Below are 20,922 nucleotides of genomic sequence, written 5' to 3' on the forward strand. Positions count from 1 at the left end.
AAAGAACGCCGGCGCGCGCATGAATCGCGCGCGCTGAAGACCGCGCGAACTTCGTGTGTACGGAAAACACCTACAAGCCCGATCGCCACAGCGCCGCGCGCCGCTCGTTTCTGTCGGAATTTCTTACAGCGCGCCGATTTTTTCTCGACTCGGCGAAGAAATCTCTTCGCAGATTTTGCTAGCTAGATCGTCGAGAAACTTTACAGCTCGAAAATTCTCGCTTTCGAATCGCGCGCGCTCGGGACTAGAATCGGCCAAAGCGAGTGAAACGAGCGGCGCGACGAAAGAGAAACGCGCCAACATGAAAAATCAAATGCTCAGGGAGAATTCACAAATGTTTCGGAAAATTTTATTGAGCGCAGTGTTGATTGTGAGCAGCGCGGCGGCAAATGCCGACGTCATTTACAACGAAGGATTCGACGACGTCGCCAACCTCGCGGCCGCCGGCTGGGTCCAGTCCAATAACAGCACGCCGGGTGGCGAAACCGGCTGGTTTCAAGGCAACTCGGGCATCTTCGCCGCCGAGTCGGGCGCCGCGGACTCGTACATCGCGGCTAACTACCTCAATGCGGGTCTGGGTGGAAACGTCGACAACTGGCTCATCACGCCCGTGTTCCACATCGAGCAGGCCACGTTGATCACGTTTGCAACCCGCACCGCGGGCGGGCTTCCGGGGGACAACCTCGAAGTGCTGTACAGCCTGGGCGGCACCAACACGTCGGACTTCTTCTCGCTCGGGTCGATCCTGAGCGCGGTGTATCCGATCGATTGGGGCACGTTCTCGCTGGTCGGCACCGGCACCGCCGACATCCGGCTCGCATTCCGTTATCTCGTGACGGATACGCTGAACAACGGCGACTACATCGGAATCGATTCGCTTTCGGTTGCCGTACCGGAACCGTCCACGATTGCGCTGTTCGCCGCTGCACTGCTGATGATGTTCGTGGCAACACGCCGTCGTCGCGGCCAGATCTGAACGCTCTTTGATCCGGCCGGCCTGCGGGCCGGCCGCTTCTTTCCCATTTGTTTTCCATCGACTCAAGGGAGTTTGACGATGAAAAAAATTCACATAACGCGTCTCGTGGCCGCGGCCGGTATCACCGGTGCGCTCACGATCGCTTCGCCCGCAATGGCCGATGAACAAAAGCCGGCGACCCAGCAGGTTGTCGTAAAGTTCATCACGGCGACCCCGGAGCAGATCGCGCGCCACGGCGGCGATTCCACACAGAGTGGCGCCGGCATGCGCGCCTACATCGATGCCGACACCAAACAATTACGCGCGGCCACACAGGCCGAGCTGAACGAGTCGGCCGCGCGCCCCGCGGCCCCCGCGGCCGCCAAACGCAGCGCAGGAGTCGCCACTGCGGCCGTAAAGACTGGCCCGGCGGTCGAGAAACTCGCCAACGGTGTCAAAAAGGTCTCGCTCGACGATGCGTACCTCTCCTACGCCGTAGCGACCGTCGGCCCGGACGGAAAGGTCAAACAGGCCTGTGTCGATCAACAGCCGAATCAGCAAGCAGCCCTCGCGGTTGCGGCGAAGGCCGGAGCAGACAGCCATGAAAAATAGTTTTGCAAAACTGCGCCTGCTCGCTTCGGCGGCGACGCTCGCAACCGGCCTCATGGCCGCTCCTGCCGCGAACGCGGCTCTCACCATCTACATCGCCAACGGCAACGCTGCCGGCGTGGGTTTCAACGACACGACTCCGGTCGCGCCGGTCGGCGGCAACAGCGGCACGACGCTTGGCCAGCAGCGCCAGATTGCGTTCGCGTACGCGGCGCAGAAATGGGGTGCCACACTCACGAGCTCGGTCGACGTCTACATCTACGCGCGCTTCACTGCGCTCGCATGCAGCGAGACCGGCGCGGTGCTCGGCTCCGCCGGCACGACGGAGGTCTTCTCGGACTTCCCCAACGCACCGATTGCCAACACCTGGTACTCGAATGCGCTGGCCGACAAGATCGCCGGAGAGGATCTGGATCCGGTCGCATACGACATCAACGCCAATTTCAATGTGAACCTCGGTAAAACGGGCTGCCTCACCGGCGTTCCGTTTTACTTCGGTCTCGACAACAACCATGGCTCCGCGGTCGATTTCGTCACGGTGCTGACGCACGAGATGGCTCATGGGCTCGGGTTCCAGACGTTTACGAACGGCTCGAACGGAACCCTGCTGGGCGAACCGGATATCCCGCAGCCTGCGATCTGGGATCACTACCTGTACGACAACGTCGCTGGCGTGAACTGGGTGCAGATGACTCCGGCGCAGCGCGTGGCCTCGGCGGTCGGCGTCAATAGCCTCGTGTGGACCGGTCCGAACGTGACGGCGAAAGTGCCGCAGGTTCTGCGTGGCGTTCCACGGCTCACGATCGGCGGGCCAGCGGCCGGCGCGACCGCGGGCAGCTACCTGTTGGGCTCGGCGTCCTTCGGTCCCCCATTGAAGTTTCCGGGCCTCTCCGCGGACGTGATGCCCGTCAGCAATGGCGGTGCGAATGGTGACGGCTGCCTGGCCTTCAGTGCGGCTGACAAGCTTGCGGTGACCGGCAACATCGCGCTGATCAATCGCGGCGTGTGCGGCTTCGTCGTCAAGGTGAAGAACGCGCAACTCGCGGGCGCTGTGGGCGTCATCATTGCCGACAACGTTGCCGGCAGTCCGCCGCCGGACCTCGGCGGTACGGATGCCACCATCACGATTCCGTCGATTCGTATCACGCTCGGCGACGCCACGAATCTGCGTACGGCGTTGGCCAAGCGTTCACGCACCAAGTCCGGCGTGATCGCCACTCTCGACGCGAATCCGAACGTGCTCGGCGGCGCCGATGCATTGGGCCGCATCAAGATGTACACGCCGAACCCGTTCCAGAGCGGTTCGTCGGTCTCGCACTATGACGTGTCGGCCACGCCGAACCAGCTGATGGAGCCGGCGATCAACGGCGACCTGACGCACGAAGTCACGGTGCCGAACGATCTGACCTACGAACTGTTCAAGGACATCGGCTGGTAAGCCAGCATTTCACCGGTGTGAACCGGAGGGCGCCGGACGAGAGTCCGGCGCCCTTTTCATTTATGCGCCCTAACAGGGAAGAACTGGCGCCCCCGGCCGGAGTTGAACCGACGACCTACCGCTTAGGAGGCGGTCGCTCTATCCACTGAGCTACGGGGGCGACGTGGAGAGTTTAAACACATGGAAACGGCGAGCGGAGGCACGCGCCAGCGCGCAAAGAGCCGTACGCCCCCGCCTCGACCCCGTAGAGAAGTGGCGCGTGAGCGCTTGGAATGGTGGAGCGGAAGGGGATCGAACCCTCGACCTTCGCATTGCGAACGCGACGCTCTCCCAACTGAGCTACCGCCCCACACGTGAAACCTGGCACCGAACCCAGGGTTCGGAAGGGCCGCGATTCTAGCATCGGGGCTGGCCTCGGCAAGCGAAACACTCTTAATATCCGGCACATGCTTGACAGCGGCGACAAGGCACCCGAGTTCACCCTGCCAGATCAGGATGGGCACGATATTTCCTTGACCAGCCTGCTCAAGGATGGTCCGGCCATCCTGTTTTTCTACCCGGCGGACTTCACCCCGGGGTGCACGCGGGAAGTCTGTTCGATCCGCGATATTCACCGGGAAATCAGCCGCGCGGGTCTGACGGTTGCAGGCATCAGCCCACAGAGTCCGGAGAGTCACAAACGCTTTCGTGACAAACACGGCCTGCCCTTCACGCTGCTGTCGGACGAGACCAAGGAAGTCATCAAGATGTTCGAGGTCAACGGGCCGCTGGGATTCTGGGTTCAGCGGGTGACCTTTCTGATCGACCAGAACCGCGCCATCCAGGGACGGGTCAAGGCGCATTTCTCGATCGCCGAACACGAGGCGTTCATCCGCAAGGCCGTCGAGATCCGCGCCACCCCGATCTGAATAGAAGGTGAAAAGGGGACATGCCTATTTTCGGTCCGCCGAAAATAGGCATGTCCCCTTTTCACCTTCTATTCAGTACTTCATCCGCAGCACGGACGCCTTGCCGATAGTCGGTACCGTGACGACGTACAACGTGTCGAATTCCTCCTCCCCGATGGGAGGCACGTTATCGGCACCGCTCAGCGCCGCGACGATCTCGGGCACGGTATTGCTGTGACCTATCACGAGGGCGATCGAACCGCGGTTCTCGCGCAGTACGCGGCGCGCCAGTTCACGCAAATCGGTCCGTGCGTCCACCACTTCGCCAGGGACGTTCAAGCGCTGCTCGAGAGCCGCCGCGGTCTGCTGCGTACGGCGGGTGTTGGTGACGTACACCTTCCGCACGCGGCCGAACATCTCGCTGTCGCCGAACATCTGCGCGAGCCGCGTCGCGCGTTTCTCACCCTCGGGTGACAGCGGCGCGTCGCTGATGGCGCTCAGTTCCTTCTCGGCATGACGCACCAGCACCACGGTGGTGGTGGTCGCGGAATTCCAGTAGACGACGGCAGCGACCAGCACCACGATGCCGCCCAGGGCTAACAACCACAACGGCGCGAGAAACGTGCGGCGCCGCCGCGTGAGCGACGGAGTTCCGGAGGAAGAATCGGGGGCTTTCATGGCGAGGCGGATGATAATCCCATTCGCCGAAATGCGGTCACTCCCGGCGTTCGCCTTGAAAAAAGGGACAGACCGCGCGGTCTGTCCCCATTTCCACTTCAGTTGGCGGCGGCAGGTGCCGGAGCCGCGGCCGGCGGATCTTCCTGGAACGGATCGATGGTCTGGATCGTGCCGTCGTCGTTGTAGTGGATCTCGATCGGCTGCTTGATGTTGCGCAGATGGGTATCGCCGTTCGACACCTGGCTGTCGTGATAGAAGATGTACCACTTGCCGTCCACTTCGGCGATCGAGTGGTGGTTAGTCCATCCCAGCACGGGCTCGAGGATCCTGCCCTTGTAGGTGAACGGCCCGTACGGCGACTTGCCCATCGCGTACGCGATGTAGTGCGTGTCGCCGGTCGAGTACGAGAAGTAGTAGTTGCCCTTGTACTTGTGCACCCACGACGCCTCGAAGAACCGGCGGTCGTGATCCTTGGAAAGCAGCAGCTTGCCGTTCTCGTCGAGGATCTTCACGTCGCGCGGCTTCTCCGCGAACTCGAGCAGGGTCTTGTCGAGGCGCGCGATCTTCGGCAGCAACGCCGGAGCATCATCGGCCGGCTGTGCATCGTCATCGGCCTTGTATTCGCCCGACTTCCACTTCTGCAGCTGACCGCCCCACAACCCGCCGAAGTACATGTAGTACTTGCCGTCGCTGTCCTTGAACACGGCCGGGTCCATGCTGAAGCTGTTCTTGATCGCTTCCGGCTGCGCCTTGAACGGGCCCGCCGGGTTGTCGCCCACGGCCACGCCGATGCGGAACACGTCCTGCTTGTCCTTCACGGGGAAGTACAGGAAATACTTGCCGTCCTTCTCGGCGGCATCCGGCGCCCACATCTGGCGGCCGGCCCACGGCACGTCGGCCAGATCGAGAGCGACGTCGTGCACGGTGACCTTTCCACCGATGCCGTCGAGCTCGATCGGCCGGTAGTCGCGCATGGCGAAGTGGCTGCCGAGGTCGTCCTGCGGAATGCCGGCATCGATGTCATGCGACCCGTAAATCCAGATCTTCCCCCCGAAGACGTGGGCCGACGGGTCGGCGGTGTAGATCTCGGACAGCAGCGGTTGGGTCAGGAATTTCGCCGGATCGATGATCGGGGGCGCTTCAGGCTTGGGTGCCTCGGCAGCCGGCGGTGGCGGAGGAGGTTCTTTCTTCGCGCATCCGGCGAGAAAGGCAGTCGACGCGGCAATACTGGTGATTGCCACGAATAATGATCGTTGCATGGGTCGCACTCTCATGTAATGGAAGGGTCCGCGGGGCAGAAAATACCACTTCGATCAGGAGTTGGGCATTACGGCCAGCTGGAGGTGAGCCGGCTGCGGCACCACGCGGTACACGCCGCTTTCCTGCGGCTGCGACACCCAGACATACCCGGCTTCCCTGGCGTCGATATCCCAGCTCAGGTTGCGCCCCTGGTAGACGATCTCGCCGCGGATACGCGCCGGCCGATCGAGGTAGATCAAGAGCAGCCGCGTACCCGTATCCGTGTCTAACCACTCGCTCATGCCGAGCGGCAGGCCGCCCTCCTTCGGCACGATGAACGGGGACACGCGCGCGACCCGCGCGGCGGCGGGCTCGATGGTCATCCATTTCTGCGAAAAGGCGGTCGGCACGAGCGCGGGGGCGAGTCGCAGATGACGCACATTGAGGTCGATCATGAATGTGAGGTCGGGATTCAGCACCACCGGTGCGAGTTCACCCTCGTTCGGCGATCCGTAGAGGTCGCCGACGACATACGGCACCCACAGCCGCAGCGGCTCGTTCGGTGCCGGCCGCGGCGTCTTCAGGTCCGCCTCGTAGAAGGCCACTTCGGATTTGATGATCCAGTCCGGATGAGGCGGAGTCGCATCTTCGCTGCGCGGCGCGCAGCCGGCGAGCGCGGCCAACAGGCAGGCGACGGCTACGATCGAGGCGGCACGCGGCTTCATGGCCGGCGATTCTACGGCGGGCCGGGTTGTTCGCGACGACCGGATGGATTTCTGCGACGCTATCGGCACAAACCAGACCCGCCTCGACGAGGGAGCTTCCCAATGATCCTGCTCGTACTGTTAGTGCTCGCGTTGTTCGTCATCCAGACTCTTCTGCCCGGCCGTTTTCGCAAGCCCGCGGTGCCAGGCGATCCCGGCATACTCGAAGAACACGTCGGCAACCGCGACCACGCCCGCCCGCTCACCGTGGTCGGGCAACGCGCCGCGCGGGCGCTCGCCAACATGCACGAGGCACTGCCGGTCTTCCTGACGCTGGCACTTATGAACCTGATCGCCGGTACGGCTGCCGCGATGGCGACCACGGGCGCGCTGATCTTCCTGATCGCCCGCGTGCTTTATGTGCCGCTGTACCTGTCCGGCGTGTCCTGGCTGCGCAGCCTCATATGGACGGGCGGCTGGGTCGGCCTGATCCTGATGCTGATTCCGCTGCTCGACCGCGCCTGAAAATGAAAAGCCCCCGGCGCTCATCACGCCGGGGGCTCTTCAACCACTAGAACCCAAGCAAGAAATCCGGGGCGGTTCAGGAGCTGCCCTTCTCCGTCTGTTCACGCAGCAGCTTGCGGTCTTCCTTCATCTGCTTCGTGTCGATCGGGCGGATCTCCTTGATGAAGCACCGGTCGCGACCGACGATCACCTTCTCGAACTTGTCGACCGTGTTCCCGGTCGAGGTCACGGCGATCCGCTGCGCGAACTCCAGGTCCGGGCAATATCCGGTGATCGTCAGTAGGTAGGCCTTGTTGACGCCGGACCAGACAACGAGCTGGTCTTTCGAAACCGCCGACCACCCGTCGTAGTTGCCCAGGTAGAACGATTTGACCGGCTCACCCGCGTACTCGGTGTAGTCGAGCTTCGGTCCGTTGAGTTTGGCCAACGTGCTGGCGCACCCGGCCAGCGCCGCCGCCGCTAACAATGTTGCAACCACTGAAATCTTCATAAACACCTCTTGCGAATTACGACTCCCCGGTCGTGAGTGGAGTTCCCTGCACTCCTGGTTCCTCAAGAAACGTTAACCCATCATTCAGCTGCGATTCACTTTGTCCGTGTTGACGAACTTGTCTCCCGCCATGCGCCGCACGGTCACGTAGAACACGGGCGCCAGCAAGACGCCCAGGATCGCCGCGGACAACATGCCACCCGCCACACCGGTGCCGATGGCGCGGCGCGCGTTCGCGCCTGCGCCGCTCGAGAACACCAGCGGCAGCACGCCTAATATGAACGCAAATGACGTCATGAGTATTGGACGAAGGCGTAATCGCGCCGCTTCCATGACAGCTTCGTACAAGGGCACGCCCCGTTGTTGTGCAAGCAGGGCGAATTCCACGATCAGGATGGCGTTCTTGGCGGCAAGACCGATGATGGTGATCAAACCGATCTTGAAGAATACGTCGTTCGAGAGACCCGTTCCCCAGGCCGCGATGATGGCGCCGATGATTCCCACCGGGACTACCAGCAGCACGGCGATCGGCGTTGCCCAGCTCTCATAAAGTGCGGCCAGGCACAGGAACACCACGAAGATCGACAGGCCGAACAGCAGCGGCGCCTCGGCGCCCGACAGGATCTCCTGCAGCGACTGGCCGGCCCAGTCGACGCCGAAGCCCGGCGGCAAGTCCTGCGCGACCATGCGGCTCATTTCCTTCATCGCCTCGCCCGAGCTGTGACCCGCGGCATTCGAGCCCACGATCTGCATCGCCGCGAAACCATTGAAACGCTGCAACGTCGGCGGAGCGATCACCCACTTCGACGAGAGCACGGACGCCAGCGGGATCATGCCGTCGCTGGTGGTCTCGCCGCTCGGCACGAACGCGTTGTTCGTGGCACCGTTCGTGGGTAGATAGAACCGCGCCAGCGCCTCTTCGCTCATGCGGAACGGCGCGTCGGCCTGCATCTGCACGCGCAGCACGCGGCCGTGATACAGGAAGTCGTTGACGTACACGGGCGCCAGCATGAGCTGGATGGCGTTGTAGACGTCGTCGATCGCGAGTCCCATCGACTGCGCCTGCGCGCGGTCGAGCTTGAGCTCGAGGCGCGGCGCGGGCGCGAGCCCGTTGTACCGTACGCCCTGCACCACCTTGCTCTGCGCCGCCTTGCCTACCAGCACGTTCTGTGCGGCGAGCAGCGCATCGGCACCCAGGTTGGCACGATCCTCGAGCCACAGGTCGAATCCGCCGAAGTCGGAGAGGCCCTGGATCACGGGCATGTTGACGAAGAACACGAAACCGTCGCGCTCGGCGCCGGAGATGTTGCCGAATGCCCAGCCGATGAAATCCGTCGCTGATTCCTTGCGTTCCTCGAGCTCCTTGAGCCGGATGAAGAAGATGCCGGCACTCTCGTCGCCGCCCGAGAAGCTGAAACCCGCCACTTCGAACACCGAATGCACGGACGGTGACTGCCGCAATTTATAGCCGACGCGCTTCATGACCTCGCGCGTGCGCTGGATGGTCGAACCCGGTGGCATCTGGACGATGCCGAGCGCGTAGCCCTGGTCTTCCTCCGGCACGAAGCTGCCCGGCACCCGCCAGAACAACACGCCGCCGATCATCACCAGCACCGCGAAGGCCACCAGCGTCCAGATCTTGTGACGCAGGTTGAAACGCACGCTGGTCAGGTAATGAGCCTGCGTCCAGTTGTAGCCGCGATTGAAAAGCCGGAAAAACTTGTTCTCCTTGAGGTGCTCGGGACGCAGCAGCGTCGCGCACAGCGCCGGCGTCAGCGACAGCGCCAGGAACGCGGAGAAGACCATCGAGATCGCGATCGTCATCGCGAACTGCCGGTAGATGACGCCGACCGAACCGGACTGCATGGCGCTCGGAATGAACACGGCCGCCAACACGATCGAGATCGCGATGATCGGACTCGTGATCTGGTCCATCGCCTTGCGCGTCGCATCGCGCGGGGCGAGATGCTCCTCGCGCATCAATCGTTCGACGGATTCGATGACGACGATGGCGTCGTCCACGACGATACCGATGGCCAGCACCATGCCGAACAGCGTCAGCTGGTTGATCGAGAAACCGAAGATCTCCATGCCGATGAACGCGCCCATCAGCGCGACCGGGACGACCAGCGTCGGGATCAGCGTCGCGCGGAAACTCTGCAGGAAGATCAGCATCACGATGAACACCAGCACGACGGCCGCGACCAGCGTGAAGATCACCTCGTGAATGGCATGCACGATGAAGGTGGTGGCATCGAAGGCGACGAACCACTCGACCCCCGGCGGGAATCCCTTCTGCAGCTCGTTCATGCGCGCCTTGACGGCGTCGGCGACGTCGAGCGCGTTCGCGCCGGGCAGCAGCAGCACGCCGAAGCCGCTCACCGGCTTGTCGTCCAGGCGCACGTCGAAGGCATAGTCCGCAAGACCCAGCTCCACGCGTGCGACGTCCTTGAGCCTGACGCTCGTACCGTTCGGCTCCGTGCGCAGGATGACGTCTTCGAACTCCTCGACGGAACTGAAGCGGCCTTCCGCGCTGACGGGCGCGGTGATCTGCTGGCCCTTGATCGACGGGGCCGCGCCGACCGAACCCGTGGCGAACTGCACGTTCTGCGCACGCACCGTCTGCAGGATCTCGGCAGCGCTCATGCCGAAGCTGCGCAGCTTGTCCGGGTTCAGCCAGATCCGCATCGAATAGGAAGAACCGAACTGCTGCGCCGAGCTCACGCCGGGAATGCGCTGAACGGAATCGAGCACGTCCGCGGAAACGATGTTGTTGAGCTCGTCCGAGGAGACGCCACCGTTCGGCGCGCGCACGCCGAGCGCGAGGATGAAGCCCTGGTTGACCTTGGAAACCGCGAGGCCCTGCACCACCACTTCGCTCGGCAGGCGCGCTTCGGCGAGTTTGACGCGGTTCTGCGTCTGCAGTACCGCGAAGTCCGGATTCGTGCCGTTCTCGAATACCAGCGTGATGCCGGCGGTGCCGTTCGAATTCGACGACGAAGTGAAATACAGCAGCTTGTCGAGGCCGGTGAGCTGCTGCTCGATGATCTGCGTGACCGTGCGCTCGATGGTGTCCGCGTTCGCGCCGGGATACACCGCGCTGATCGACACCTGCGGCGGCGCGATGTCCGGATACGCCGCGGCCGGCAGGCGCGTGATGGCGAGCCCGCCGCCCACCATGATGAGGATGGCGATGACCCAGGCCAGCACCGGCCGGTCGATGAAATAATGCGGCAGCATCGACTAACTACCTGCGGCGGGCGCCGGCGCCGCGGCCGGGGCAGGTTCGCCTTCCGCCTTGGCATCCGCGGGCACGGCTTTCACCTTCATTCCCGGGCGCACCATCTGCAGCCCGGAGACGATCACCTGGTCGCCGTCGTCGAGACCGCTGCTGACGATCCACAGCGGGCCCACCGAGCTCACGACGTCCACGCGTTTCGCGCCGACCGTGCCGTCCGCCGCGACCACGAGCACGAACGAGCCCTGCCCGTCGCGTTGCACGGCCAGCTGCGGGACTTCGAAGCCACTCTTGAGAGTGCCGGCGGTGACGCGCACCGTGACGTACATGCCGGGCAGCAGCAGGCGGTCCGGGTTCGGCAGGCGGCCGCGGAAGGCGACGGCGCCGGTGGTCGCGTTGACGCTGAAATCGGAGAAATCGAGCGTGCCGACCTGCGGATACGGGGTGCCGTCGGCGCGCAGCACGCGCACTTCGGCCGCATTGCCCTGCGCCAGTTCGACCTTGCCTTCGGCCTGCGCGCGCTGCAGCCGTTCGAAGTCGGATGCCGGCTGGTCGAAGAACACGTAGATGGGATCGACCTGTTCGACGGTAGTCAGGAGCGTCGCCTCGCCCTGCCCGACCAGCGCGCCTTCCAGAACGCGCAGCTGCCCCGCGCGGCCCGAGATCGGGGCGGTGACGTTGGCGTAACTCAGGTTGATGCGCGCGGTCTGCACCTGCGCGCGCGCGGACGACACCGCGGCCGCGCTCGAACGTTCGACCGCCTCGGAGTCGTCGAGCTGCATCTTCGAGATCAACGACTGTTTCGCGAGCTCGCGATTGCGCGTCGCGGCGACCTTGGCGTTCGTGGCGGACGCTTCGGCCGATTCGAGGTTTGCCGCGGCCACCGCCAGCTGGGCGCGATAAGGCGCCGTGTCGATCTGCACGAGGGGCTGGCCTTCCTTGACCATGCTTCCCTCCTTATATAGGCGCTTCACCACGACGCCCGGAACCCTGGCGCGGACATCCGAGGCGCGGGTGGGCGCGAGGCGCGCGGAGGCTTCGCGAATCAACGCCACGGGTTTGGCGTGCACGACGATCACGCCGATTTCAGGCGGCGGCGGCTCACCCTGCGGCTGCTGTGCGCCGCAGGCAGAGAGAAAAACGGCGGCGAGCGCCGCGGTCATCAGCGGTTTCTTGTTGGACATGTTCTTGTTGGAGCGCCGGGAGGAGGAGTCTGTCCGGCCGAGGGTCGCGATTCTATCTCACGAAAGGGGTAGGCACCAAAGAGGTGTCACGACCGGAACAGGCGCGTGTACTGCGTTTCGTGGCGCCCGCTGGCGATAGATTGCAGCGCAGTGGAAATCCCGATGTCGGAATCCAGCACTTCCATGGCCTGGGCACTGTATGAACCCAGCCGCGAACTGAGCGAGTGCAGCATCCGTTGACCGGCGCTCTGCCCCAGCGGCACGAGCTTGACGGCCGCCAGCACCTGGTTCTCGGCCCAGGCCCATCCATAGGTCTGCAGCGCCGCCAGCGGGTCGATGCGCCAGCGCGCGCAGGCGAAGCCGAAGGCGGTGGCGTGTGTGAGCGCTGTGCGAATGTTTGACGCGGTGATGGGGAACAGTCCGGTGGTGAGATCGAGCTCGGCCAGCACGCGCAACAGCGCCGCGCCAAGATGCCGATCTTCGAGCCGCAGCTCGTCCGTCTCGCGGCAGGCGATCAGGAAAGCGTTCCAGCGCAGGACATCCGCGTGATCTTCGCGCATCCATGCCGCCTGCAGGCGTTGCAGCACGGGCAGATCGAGCGTGGCGAGGCTCGCGTGGGCGATGCCGTCTATCCACTCGAGCGCGCTCGCTTCATCGCGCACCCAGCCGGCCTCGACGGCGTACTCCAGTCCCTGAGAAAAATGAAACGCGCCGATCGGCAGCGCGGGGCTCGCGAGGTGCAGCAGCCGCAGCAGCTGCGGCACGTCGGCCGTCGCTACGGGCGCGGCCGCCGCGGGCAGCGGCGCCCGGTCAGCCGTGCGCGTGCGAATGCGAGTGCGCATGAGGGGCCGCGACGTACGCGCCGCCTTCCGGCTCGAACGCCGCCTGCTCGACGACAACCTCGAGACCGAAGCCGCGCAGCATGTCGTCGAGCACGTGGTCGTGCTGGTAGCGCAACCAGCCCGGCCCGATCTCGAGCGCGACGTGCCGGTTGCCGAGATGGTAGCTGGCGCGCGCGAGCATCAGAGCGTCGCCGGTGTGCACGGTGGAAACGGTTTCGGTTGCGGCCCGCACCTCGATCACACGGCCGTCATCGGCCAGCAACAGGTCCCCACCGCGCAGCACCGAACCGCGCTCGAGGAACAGGCCGGCTTCCTCGCCATTGTCGAGCATGGCGCGCAACCGGCTCTTGGCCCGGTCACCGAACGGCAGCACCAGCTTCAATTCGGCAGCGCGCGGGTGGTCGGTGGAGTTGTCGATCTTCACGGCGATTTTGAGCATGGTTAAAGGGGACATTCCGAATTGATTGAAAAGTTGAGGTGATCGAGCGACCGAAATCCTGGAAATTCGGCATGTCCCCTTTAAAAGAGAAAGTAGCGTTGCGCCAGGGGCAGCACGGACGCCGGCTCACAGCGCAGCAACTCGCCGTCGGCGCGCACCTCGTAGGTCTGCGAATCCACCTCGACGTGCGGTTGATAGTCGTTGTGGACCATGTCCCGCTTGCGGACCGTGCGCGTGTTCTTCACGGCGACCAGCTGTTTGCGCAGCCCTAACTTCTGCGCCATGCCCGCGTCCAGGCCGGCCTGCGACACGAAGCTCACGCAGGTCGCATGGCGCGCGCCGCCCAATGCCCCGAACATGGGACGGTAGTGCACGGGCTGCGGCGTCGGGATCGACGCGTTCGGATCGCCCATCGGCGCGGCGACGATCATGCCGCCCTTGATCACCATGGCGGTCTTGGCGCCGAAGAAGGCCGGCTTCCACAACACGATGTCGGCGAGTTTGCCGGTTTCGATCGAACCCACTTCGTGCGCGATGCCATGCGTGATGGCGGGATTGATCGTGTACTTGGCGATGTAGCGCTTCACGCGGAAGTTGTCGTTGCGCGCCGCGTCCGGCGCAAGCGCGCCGCGCTGCACCTTCATCTTGTGCGCGGTCTGCCATGTTCTGGTGATGACTTCGCCAATTCGCCCCATGGCCTGCGAGTCCGACGACATCATCGACATCGCGCCCTTGTCATGCAGGATGTCTTCCGCCGCAATGGTCTCGCGGCGAATGCGCGATTCGGCGAACGCCACGTCCTCGGCGATGCCCGGATCGAGGTGGTGGCACACCATCAGCATGTCGAGATGTTCGTCGACGGTGTTCACGGTGTACGGCCGCGTCGGATTCGTCGACGACGGCAGCACGTTCGACTGGCCAACCGCCTTGATGATGTCGGGCGCGTGGCCGCCACCGGCACCCTCGGTGTGATAGGTGTGGATCGCGCGGCCCTTGAACGCCGCCAGCGTGTCTTCGAGGAACCCGGATTCATTGAGCGTGTCGGTGTGGATCGCTACCTGGATGTCGTACCGTTCGGCGACGCTCAGGCAGTTGTCGATCGCGGCCGGCGTCGTGCCCCAGTCCTCATGCAGCTTCATGCCCATGACCCCGGCCTCGACCTGCTCCTCGAGCGGCAGCGGCAGGCTGGCATTGCCCTTGCCTAACAACCCGAAATTGATGGGCAGGTCTTCGAGCGCCTGGTACATGCGGCCGATGTGCCACGGTCCGGGCGTACAGGTGGTCGCGCTGGTGCCGGCCGCGGGGCCGGTGCCGCCGCCGATCATCGTGGTGATGCCGGACATCATCGCGTCGTCCACCTGCTGCGGGCAGATGAAGTGGATATGCGAATCGATGCCGCCGGCGGTGGCGATCAACCCCTCGCCCGCGATGATCTCGGTGCCCGCGCCGATGACGATGTCGACGCCCGGCTGCACGTCGGGATTGCCCGCCTTGCCGATGCCGGCAATGCGCCCTTCCTTCAGGCCGATGTCCGCCTTGACGATGCCCCAGTGATCGACGATCAACGCGTTCGTGATCACCGTATCCGCGACGGCGGCCGCGCCGCGCTGGCCCTGGCCCATGCCATCTCTAATAACCTTGCCGCCGCCGAACTTGACCTCTTCGCCGTAGACGGTGTGGTCGCGCTCGACTTCGATGATGAGCTCGGTGTCGCCGAGGCGCACCCGGTCCCCCGTCGTGGGCCCGTACATCTCCGCGTACGCGCGCCGCTCGATACGCGTCATGGCAGCTTGCCCATGATCTGCGCGTCGAACCCGTACACGAGGCGATCGCCGCCGAAGGCGACCAGTTCGACTTCGCGCTCCTGCCCGGGCTCGAAACGCACCGCGGTGCCGGCGGCGATGTTGAGCCGGAACCCTTTCGTCGGCGCGCGTTCGAAACGCAACGCCTTGTTGGCCTCGAAGAAGTGATAGTGCGAGCCCACCTGGATGGGGCGGTCCCCGGTATTGGCGACGTTCACTTTCACGGTCGCGCGGCCGGCATTGATCTCGATGTGCCCTGCGTCGACGAACAATTCACCTGGGTTCATGGGTGGCGCTCAGGGAATGGGATCGTGGACGGTCACTAGTTTGGTGCCGTCGGGGAACGTCGCCTCGACCTGCACTTCGGGAATCATCTCGGGGATTCCGTCCATCACGTCGCTGCGCGACAGCAGGGTCGTGCCGAAGCTCATGAGCTCGGCGACGGTGCGGCCATCGCGCGCGCCTTCGAGAATGGCGGCGGAGATGAACGCGACCGCTTCGGGGTAGTTGAGCTTCAACCCACGCGCCTTGCGCCGCTCGGCGAGCAGCCCGGCGGTGAATATGAGTAGTTTGTCCTTCTCGCGCGGCGTCAGTTCCATGTCAGGTCGCCCAGATGCGTGGCAGCACGGCGGCGCGGCCGATCACGGCGGGCCGCAATCGCTGCCATGCGGCGATGAAGAGGTTGCGCACGGCTTCGGCCTGGGGCGCAAGTGCCCGCAGCACGAGCACGCCGTCGACCAGTGATACGGCCGCGAACGGTTTGTCGGCAACGAGCTCGCGGATCGCCTCGAGCTGCGCGACGGTTGCCGGCGCGGCGAGCAAAGTGCCCACCGCCTCCTGGCCGGCAAGCCCCCACGCCGCGCCGCGCGCGCGCGACGTGCCGCTGAGGCGCAGCCGGTCGATGAACACGGGGTGGGTATCCGCGCCTGCGTGCATTCCGGGCCGGTCATGCTGCGTCCGCAAGTCGACCAGCGCCGCCGCACTCCCCGACCGCCAGATCTCGAGGTCGAGGCGCAGCGCGCCCGCATCGAAGTGCTCACCGCGTGCCGGCAGCCCGAGGCAGGCGATCTCCCAGCCGATGAAACGCGAATCCGCATCCAGTTGCACACGCGTCGCGGTGCGAACATCCGCGCCGCGATAGAAAATGTTCTCCTGCGGCAGCCACTCGAGCGTCGCGCCGGCCGCGCGCAACTCCTGCGTCTGCGACGAGACACGGCCCTCGCAGCGATAGAACTTGGTGGCCGCGGGCGTCGTGATCAGCGCATGCGCCTCGGCATCCACCTGCACATCGAGGCGCAATTCATCGCCGCCCACGACACCACCCGGCGGATGCACGAGGTACACGTGACAGGGGTCGCCCTCGGGATAAAACGGCCGCTGCACGACGAGCGGCCCGCGATGCGAGCGCTCGACGAGGCGCGTGCGCCCGCATCGTTCCGCTCGAGCCGCGTCCGCATTGAATCTCAGCCGCAGGTCGGCCTGCCAGCCGGGGATGTTGCGTAGGGCTGCCTCCATACGCACTACACCGTCAGATGCTGATGGACCAGGTCGTCACTCAATGCGGCGATGTCCCCGCCGCCGACGATGCGGCCCTTGTCGATGATGCGGAACTCGCTGGCGACGCGACGCGCGAACGGCAGCTTCTGCTCGACCAGCAGCACGGTGAGCTTGGCCTCGCGATTGAGCTTCATGATGATGTCGCCGATCTCGTGCACGATGTTGGGCTGAATTCCCTCGGCGGGCTCGTCGAGGATCAGCAGCTTCGGATCGAGCACCATGGCGCGGCCGATCGCGAGCTGCTGCTGCTGGCCGCCGGACAGGTCTCCGCCCCTTCGGCGCAACATTTTCTTGAGCACCGGAAACCAGCCGAAGATGTGTTCGGGGATTTCGCGGATCGCGGGTCCGCGGCGCGCGCCGAAGCCGATGCGCAGGTTTTCCTCCACGGTGAGCTGCGAGAAGATCTCGCGCCCCTGCGGCACGTAGGCGATGCCGAGTTTCGCGCGCCGGTCGGCCGCGATCTTCGCGATGTCGAGGCTGTCGGCTCCGAGCCCGAAACTCATCGCGCCCGAGGTCGTCGGCAGCAGGCCCATGATGCATTTGAGCAGCGTCGTCTTGCCCATGCCGTTGCGGCCCATGAGGCAGGTGCACGAACCTTCGCGCACCTCGAGATCCACGTCCCAGAGAATGTGACTGCCGCTGTAGAACTGGTTGAGTCCCTTGATGGACAGCATGCCGAACTACTCCTGCGGCTCGCCGAGGTAGACCTCGACGACCTTGGGATGATTCTGCACGGCGTCCATGCTGCCTTCGGCCAGCACCGAGCCTTCGTGCAGCACGGTCACGGTTTTCGCGATCGAACGCACGAACGCCATGTCGTGTTCGACCACCACCACCGAGTGTTTGCCCGCCAGCGACAGCAGCAGCTCGGCCGTGCGTTCGACTTCCTGCGGCGTCATGCCTGCCACCGGCTCGTCCACCAGCAGCAGGCGCGGATCCTGCATGAGCAACATGCCGATCTCGAGCCATTGCTTCTGCCCGTGCGAGAGGATGCCGGCGCGTAGATCGCGTTGATCCTTCAATCCCACCGTGACCAGCACTTCGTCGATACGTGCGGCTTGAGCACCCGACATCGGCTTGAACAGCGTCGACCAGACTCTCTTGTTGCCCGCGGCCGCGAGGGCGAGGTTTTGCAGCACGCTGTGTTGTTCGAAAACCGTGGGTTTCTGGAATTTGCGTCCAATGCCGGCCTCCGCGATTTCTGGTTCGGTGAGCGTGAGCAGATCCGTGGTGACACCGAACCACGCGCTGCCGGAATCGGGCCGGGTCTTGCCGGTGATCACGTCCATCATCGTGGTCTTGCCGGCGCCATTCGGTCCGATGATGCAGCGCAGTTCGCCCACGTCGATGTACAGCGTGAGATTGTTGAGCGCGCGAAAACCATCGAAGCTCACGGTGATGTCTTCGACGTAGAGGATCGTCCCGTGCGACGCGTCGCCCGGCATCGGCCGGTCGCTGCCCGTGCCCGCGCCGAACACTTTTTGCCAGCCTTGTTTGACGACTTGCCCCGCGCTCATGCCGCCACCACCGGTTTCGCCACCGGCGCAGGTTTGCGCCCGAAACGGTCCAGCAACCCGACGACACCGCCCGGCAGGAACAAAGTGACGACGACGAACAACAGGCCGAGCGCGTACAACCAGAACTCCGGCAGCGCCGCGGTGAAGAAAGTCTTCGCGTAGTTCACGATGAACGCGCCGGCCGCCGCGCCGTACAACATGCCGCGCCCGCCGACCGCCACCCAGATGACGACTTCGATCGAGTTGATCGGCTGGAATTCGCTCGGGTTGATGATGCCGACCTGCGGCACGTACAACGCGCCGGCGATCCCCGCGAGCACCGCGGAGAACGTGAAGATCCACAGCTTGTACGACTCCACGCGGTAGCCGATGAAACGCGTGCGGCTCTCGGCATCGCGAATCGCCTGCACGACACGCCCGGCGCGCGACAGGGTGATGTAACGGCAGGCGAGATAACCCGCGATCAGCGCCACCGCGCTCGCTACGAACAAGGTCGCGCGTGTGGCCGGCGTGTTGATGGCGAAGCCCAGGATGTCCTTGAAATCCGTCATGCCGTTGTTGCCGCCGAAACCCATGTCGTTGCGGAAGAACGCCAGCATCAGCGCGTAGGTCAGCGCCTGCGTGATGATGGATAGATAGACGCCGGTGACGCGCGAGCGGAATGCCAGCCAGCCGAACACCAGCGCCAGCAATCCCGGCACCAGCGCCACCATGATCATGGCGAACCAGAAGTGGTCGAACCCGTGCCAGAACCAGGGCAGTTCCTTGTAGTTGAGGAACACCATGAAATCCGGCAGCACCGGGTCGCCGTACACGCCGCGCGAACCGATCTGCCGCATGAGGTACATGCCCATCGCGTATCCACCCAGCGCGAAGAACGCGGCATGACCCAGCGACAGGATTCCGCAATAACCCCACACCAGATCCACCGCGACGGCCAGCAGCGCGTACGTCATGTACTTGCCGATCAGCGTCATCGTGTAACCCGACAGCTGCAGCGCCGAACCTTCGGCCGGCACGAGATGCAGCACGGGCACGATCACCGCGACCGCGGCGACGATGCAGAGGAACACCGCGGTGCCGCGTTCGCCGGCGATCAGTCCTAACAAGGTGGTACGCGCGGTGCTCATGTCAGCCTTCCGCCGCCCGGCCTTTCTGCGGGAACAACCCGCGCGGCCGCCGCTGGATGAACAGGATGAGCGCGACCAGCACGAAGATCTTCGCCAGCACCGCGCCCGCCCACGGCTCGAGCACCTTGTTGATCACGCCCAGCGACATGCCACCGATCAGCGTGCCCCACAGGTTACCGACGCCGCCGAACACCACGACCATGAACGAATCGATGATGTACTGCTGGCCGAGGTTCGGACCGACGTTGGTGAGCTGGCTCAGCGCGACGCCCGCGACCCCGGCGATGCCGCTGCCGAGACCGAACGTCATCGCATCCACCCACTGCGTGCGCACACCCATCGCGCGCGCCATATTGCGGTTCTGCGCGACCGCGCGCACCTTGAGCCCGAGCGAGGTCTTCTGCAGCACCAGCTGCAGGATCACGAACACCAGGATCATGAACAGGATCACGTACAACCGGTTGTAGGTGATCGACAGCGCTTCGTTGAATTGCAGCGAGCCCGACATCCAGGCCGGGGTCTCAACCGGCCGGTTGTTGGCGCTGAACACGTCGCGCACGATCTGCTGCAGGATCAGGCTCACACCGAAGGTGGCCAGCAAAGTCTCCAGCGGCCGGCCATAGAGGAATCGCACCACACCGCGCTCGATGGCAATGCCGACGCAACCCGCCACGAGAAACGCCAGCGGGATCGCGATGATCACCGAGAGGCCGATGTGGTTGGGCATCGCGAGCTGCACCACGTAGGTGGTGTACGCGCCGAGCATCATGAGCTCGCCATGCGCCATGTTGATCACGCCCATCACGCCGAAGGTGATGGCGAGCCCGATCGCAGCGAGCACCAGCACGCTGCCGAGGCTCAGACCGAAGAACAGCGTCTCGACGGTGGAATAGACGCGCCGCGACGAATCGATCGAGGCGACGACCGCGCGCGCGGCGTCGCGCACCTCGGCATCCGGTTCCGGATACGAACCATCCGCCGCCGGCGTGATCATCACCGTCAAACGGTTGTAGACATCCGGGTTCAACGTGCCCTCGAGCGACTGTGTCGCCGCAAGCCTTGTCTTCGCGTCGGGATTGTCGAGATCGACGAGCGCGAGGCCAGCGCGCATGGCCTGCTGCACGGCTGCGTTTTTTTCTTTCTCGAGGCCGGCGCGCAGGATGGCGACACTGTCGTCATCGAGCGAGCGCAGCATTTCGCGCACGGCATTGAGCCGTACGTCCGGATCGGGGTCGGCCAGCGCGAAGCTGGCCACGGCGCTGCGCAGCGATTTGCGCAGGCTGTTGTTGGTCGTGATGCGGGAGAATTCGTCGGGTTTGCCGGCGCCCGCGGGTTTGAGCGTCAGCGGATCGGTCAGCGCGAGCGCGGTCTCGCCGCCATCGGTGATGAAGACCTTGTTGTCGGTGGTGCGCGCATACAGCTTGCCGTCGAGCAGCGCGGTCAGCACGGGCCGCGCATTCGGGTGGCGCAACTCCGTCAGTGCCGTGACTGCCGCGGCCTTGTCGGGAAAGTTGTCTGCCGCGAGCCCGGCCACCGCGATTGCGAATACATCGTCGGGAGACTGTGCCTGAACGCCGGCGCTCAGCAGCAGTGCAAACGCGGCGAGCAGTCCGCGAATGCGGCCGCCGCGGACACGACGAGGTCCCGGGATTCCTCCCGGGACCTCTGATCGCTGTTCCAATGGACTT

General features: G+C 64.5%; 21 protein-coding genes and 2 tRNA genes. 5 read left to right on the plus strand and 18 right to left on the minus strand.

All coding sequences use genetic code 11. The annotated features are described in order from the left end of the window. Nucleotides 1-370: 370 nt before the first annotated feature. The 3 genes from WDO72_01020 (at nucleotide 371) to WDO72_01030 (ending at nucleotide 3,002) form a co-directional block, all read left to right on the plus strand. Nucleotides 371-976, plus strand: a complete 606-nt coding sequence (locus WDO72_01020) for a choice-of-anchor J domain-containing protein (protein ID MEJ0084238.1) — start codon at nucleotides 371-373, stop codon at nucleotides 974-976. 78 nt (nucleotides 977-1,054) lie between these two features. After that, nucleotides 1,055-1,567 (plus strand): hypothetical protein, encoded by a 513-nt coding sequence (locus WDO72_01025; GenBank protein MEJ0084239.1) that lies wholly within the window; start codon nucleotides 1,055-1,057, stop codon nucleotides 1,565-1,567. Continuing rightward, the gene (locus WDO72_01030) at nucleotides 1,557-3,002 is read left to right on the plus strand and encodes a PA domain-containing protein (GenBank protein ID MEJ0084240.1); all 1,446 of its coding nucleotides are present in this window, start codon (nucleotides 1,557-1,559) and stop codon (nucleotides 3,000-3,002) included. Before WDO72_01025 ends, WDO72_01030 begins: the two co-directional genes overlap by 11 nt. 84 nt (nucleotides 3,003-3,086) lie before the next feature. Here WDO72_01030 and WDO72_01035 read toward each other — a convergent pair. Continuing rightward, nucleotides 3,087-3,162 (minus strand) — tRNA-Arg (locus WDO72_01035). Nucleotides 3,163-3,275: 113 nt separating this feature from the next. Then, a tRNA-Ala gene (locus WDO72_01040) sits at nucleotides 3,276-3,351 on the minus strand. A gap of 97 nt (nucleotides 3,352-3,448) precedes the next feature. Here WDO72_01040 and WDO72_01045 point away from each other — a divergent pair. Continuing rightward, a complete protein-coding gene (locus tag WDO72_01045; GenBank protein MEJ0084241.1) occupies nucleotides 3,449-3,910 on the plus strand; it encodes a peroxiredoxin in 462 nt (153 codons plus the stop codon). Nucleotides 3,911-3,982: 72 nt separating this feature from the next. On the opposite strand, the gene WDO72_01050 is transcribed toward WDO72_01045, so the two are convergent. The 3 genes from WDO72_01050 to WDO72_01060 all read right to left on the minus strand — a co-directional run bounded on the left by WDO72_01050 (nucleotide 3,983) and on the right by WDO72_01060 (nucleotide 6,531). After that, nucleotides 3,983-4,567, minus strand: a complete 585-nt coding sequence (locus WDO72_01050; GenBank protein ID MEJ0084242.1) for a phosphoglycerate mutase family protein — start codon at nucleotides 4,565-4,567, stop codon at nucleotides 3,983-3,985. A 98-nt stretch (nucleotides 4,568-4,665) separates the two neighbouring features. Next, entirely contained in the window at nucleotides 4,666-5,808 is a 1,143-nt protein-coding gene (locus tag WDO72_01055; protein ID MEJ0084243.1) for a glycoside hydrolase family 43 protein, read from the minus strand. A 72-nt stretch (nucleotides 5,809-5,880) separates the two neighbouring features. Next, complete coding sequence (locus WDO72_01060; GenBank protein ID MEJ0084244.1) at nucleotides 5,881-6,531, minus strand: hypothetical protein; 651 nt, start codon at nucleotides 6,529-6,531, stop codon at nucleotides 5,881-5,883. A gap of 102 nt (nucleotides 6,532-6,633) precedes the next feature. Here WDO72_01060 and WDO72_01065 point away from each other — a divergent pair, with 102 nt between their 5' ends. Next, nucleotides 6,634-7,035: an MAPEG family protein gene (locus WDO72_01065; protein ID MEJ0084245.1), complete on the plus strand. Its 402-nt coding sequence runs from the start codon at nucleotides 6,634-6,636 to the stop codon at nucleotides 7,033-7,035. 76 nt (nucleotides 7,036-7,111) lie between these two features. Here the strand turns inward: WDO72_01065 and WDO72_01070 are convergent, their stop codons facing one another. From WDO72_01070 to urtB, 13 genes are all read right to left on the minus strand, one after another. Continuing rightward, nucleotides 7,112-7,525: a DUF6491 family protein gene (locus WDO72_01070; GenBank protein MEJ0084246.1), complete on the minus strand. Its 414-nt coding sequence runs from the start codon at nucleotides 7,523-7,525 to the stop codon at nucleotides 7,112-7,114. Between the two features lie 84 nt (nucleotides 7,526-7,609). Further along, nucleotides 7,610-10,765: a multidrug efflux RND transporter permease subunit gene (locus WDO72_01075; protein MEJ0084247.1), complete on the minus strand. Its 3,156-nt coding sequence runs from the start codon at nucleotides 10,763-10,765 to the stop codon at nucleotides 7,610-7,612. A gap of 3 nt (nucleotides 10,766-10,768) precedes the next feature. Beyond that, nucleotides 10,769-11,947, minus strand: a complete 1,179-nt coding sequence (locus tag WDO72_01080) for an efflux RND transporter periplasmic adaptor subunit (GenBank protein ID MEJ0084248.1) — start codon at nucleotides 11,945-11,947, stop codon at nucleotides 10,769-10,771. Nucleotides 11,948-12,033: 86 nt separating this feature from the next. Continuing rightward, entirely contained in the window at nucleotides 12,034-12,789 is a 756-nt protein-coding gene (locus WDO72_01085; protein MEJ0084249.1) for an urease accessory protein UreF, read from the minus strand. Continuing rightward, nucleotides 12,758-13,228, minus strand: coding sequence for an urease accessory protein UreE (ureE, locus tag WDO72_01090; GenBank protein MEJ0084250.1), 471 nt, complete (start codon nucleotides 13,226-13,228; stop codon nucleotides 12,758-12,760). The genes WDO72_01085 and ureE overlap by 32 nt, the downstream gene beginning before the upstream one ends. An 80-nt stretch (nucleotides 13,229-13,308) precedes the next feature. After that, a complete protein-coding gene (ureC, locus tag WDO72_01095) occupies nucleotides 13,309-15,012 on the minus strand; it encodes an urease subunit alpha (protein ID MEJ0084251.1) in 1,704 nt (567 codons plus the stop codon). Further along, on the minus strand, nucleotides 15,009-15,317 hold the full coding sequence (locus WDO72_01100) for an urease subunit beta (protein MEJ0084252.1): 309 nt from the start codon (nucleotides 15,315-15,317) through the stop codon (nucleotides 15,009-15,011). The genes ureC and WDO72_01100 overlap by 4 nt, the downstream gene beginning before the upstream one ends. 9 nt (nucleotides 15,318-15,326) lie before the next feature. Beyond that, entirely contained in the window at nucleotides 15,327-15,629 is a 303-nt protein-coding gene (gene ureA, locus WDO72_01105; GenBank protein MEJ0084253.1) for an urease subunit gamma, read from the minus strand. Nucleotide 15,630: 1 nt separating this feature from the next. Beyond that, nucleotides 15,631-16,545 (minus strand): urease accessory protein UreD, encoded by a 915-nt coding sequence (locus tag WDO72_01110; protein ID MEJ0084254.1) that lies wholly within the window; start codon nucleotides 16,543-16,545, stop codon nucleotides 15,631-15,633. A 5-nt stretch (nucleotides 16,546-16,550) separates the two neighbouring features. Further along, entirely contained in the window at nucleotides 16,551-17,261 is a 711-nt protein-coding gene (gene urtE, locus WDO72_01115; protein ID MEJ0084255.1) for an urea ABC transporter ATP-binding subunit UrtE, read from the minus strand. A 6-nt stretch (nucleotides 17,262-17,267) separates the two neighbouring features. Further along, nucleotides 17,268-18,032: an urea ABC transporter ATP-binding protein UrtD gene (gene urtD / locus WDO72_01120; GenBank protein MEJ0084256.1), complete on the minus strand. Its 765-nt coding sequence runs from the start codon at nucleotides 18,030-18,032 to the stop codon at nucleotides 17,268-17,270. 68 nt (nucleotides 18,033-18,100) lie between these two features. Continuing rightward, entirely contained in the window at nucleotides 18,101-19,234 is a 1,134-nt protein-coding gene (gene urtC / locus WDO72_01125) for an urea ABC transporter permease subunit UrtC (GenBank protein ID MEJ0084257.1), read from the minus strand. Between the two features lies 1 nt (nucleotide 19,235). Next, nucleotides 19,236-20,915 (minus strand): urea ABC transporter permease subunit UrtB, encoded by a 1,680-nt coding sequence (gene urtB, locus WDO72_01130; GenBank protein ID MEJ0084258.1) that lies wholly within the window; start codon nucleotides 20,913-20,915, stop codon nucleotides 19,236-19,238. Between the last annotated feature and the right edge of the window lie 7 nt (nucleotides 20,916-20,922).

The sequence above is a fragment of the Pseudomonadota bacterium genome, from assembly GCA_037200975.1.
Lineage (GTDB): Bacteria > Pseudomonadota > Gammaproteobacteria > Steroidobacterales > Steroidobacteraceae > CADEED01.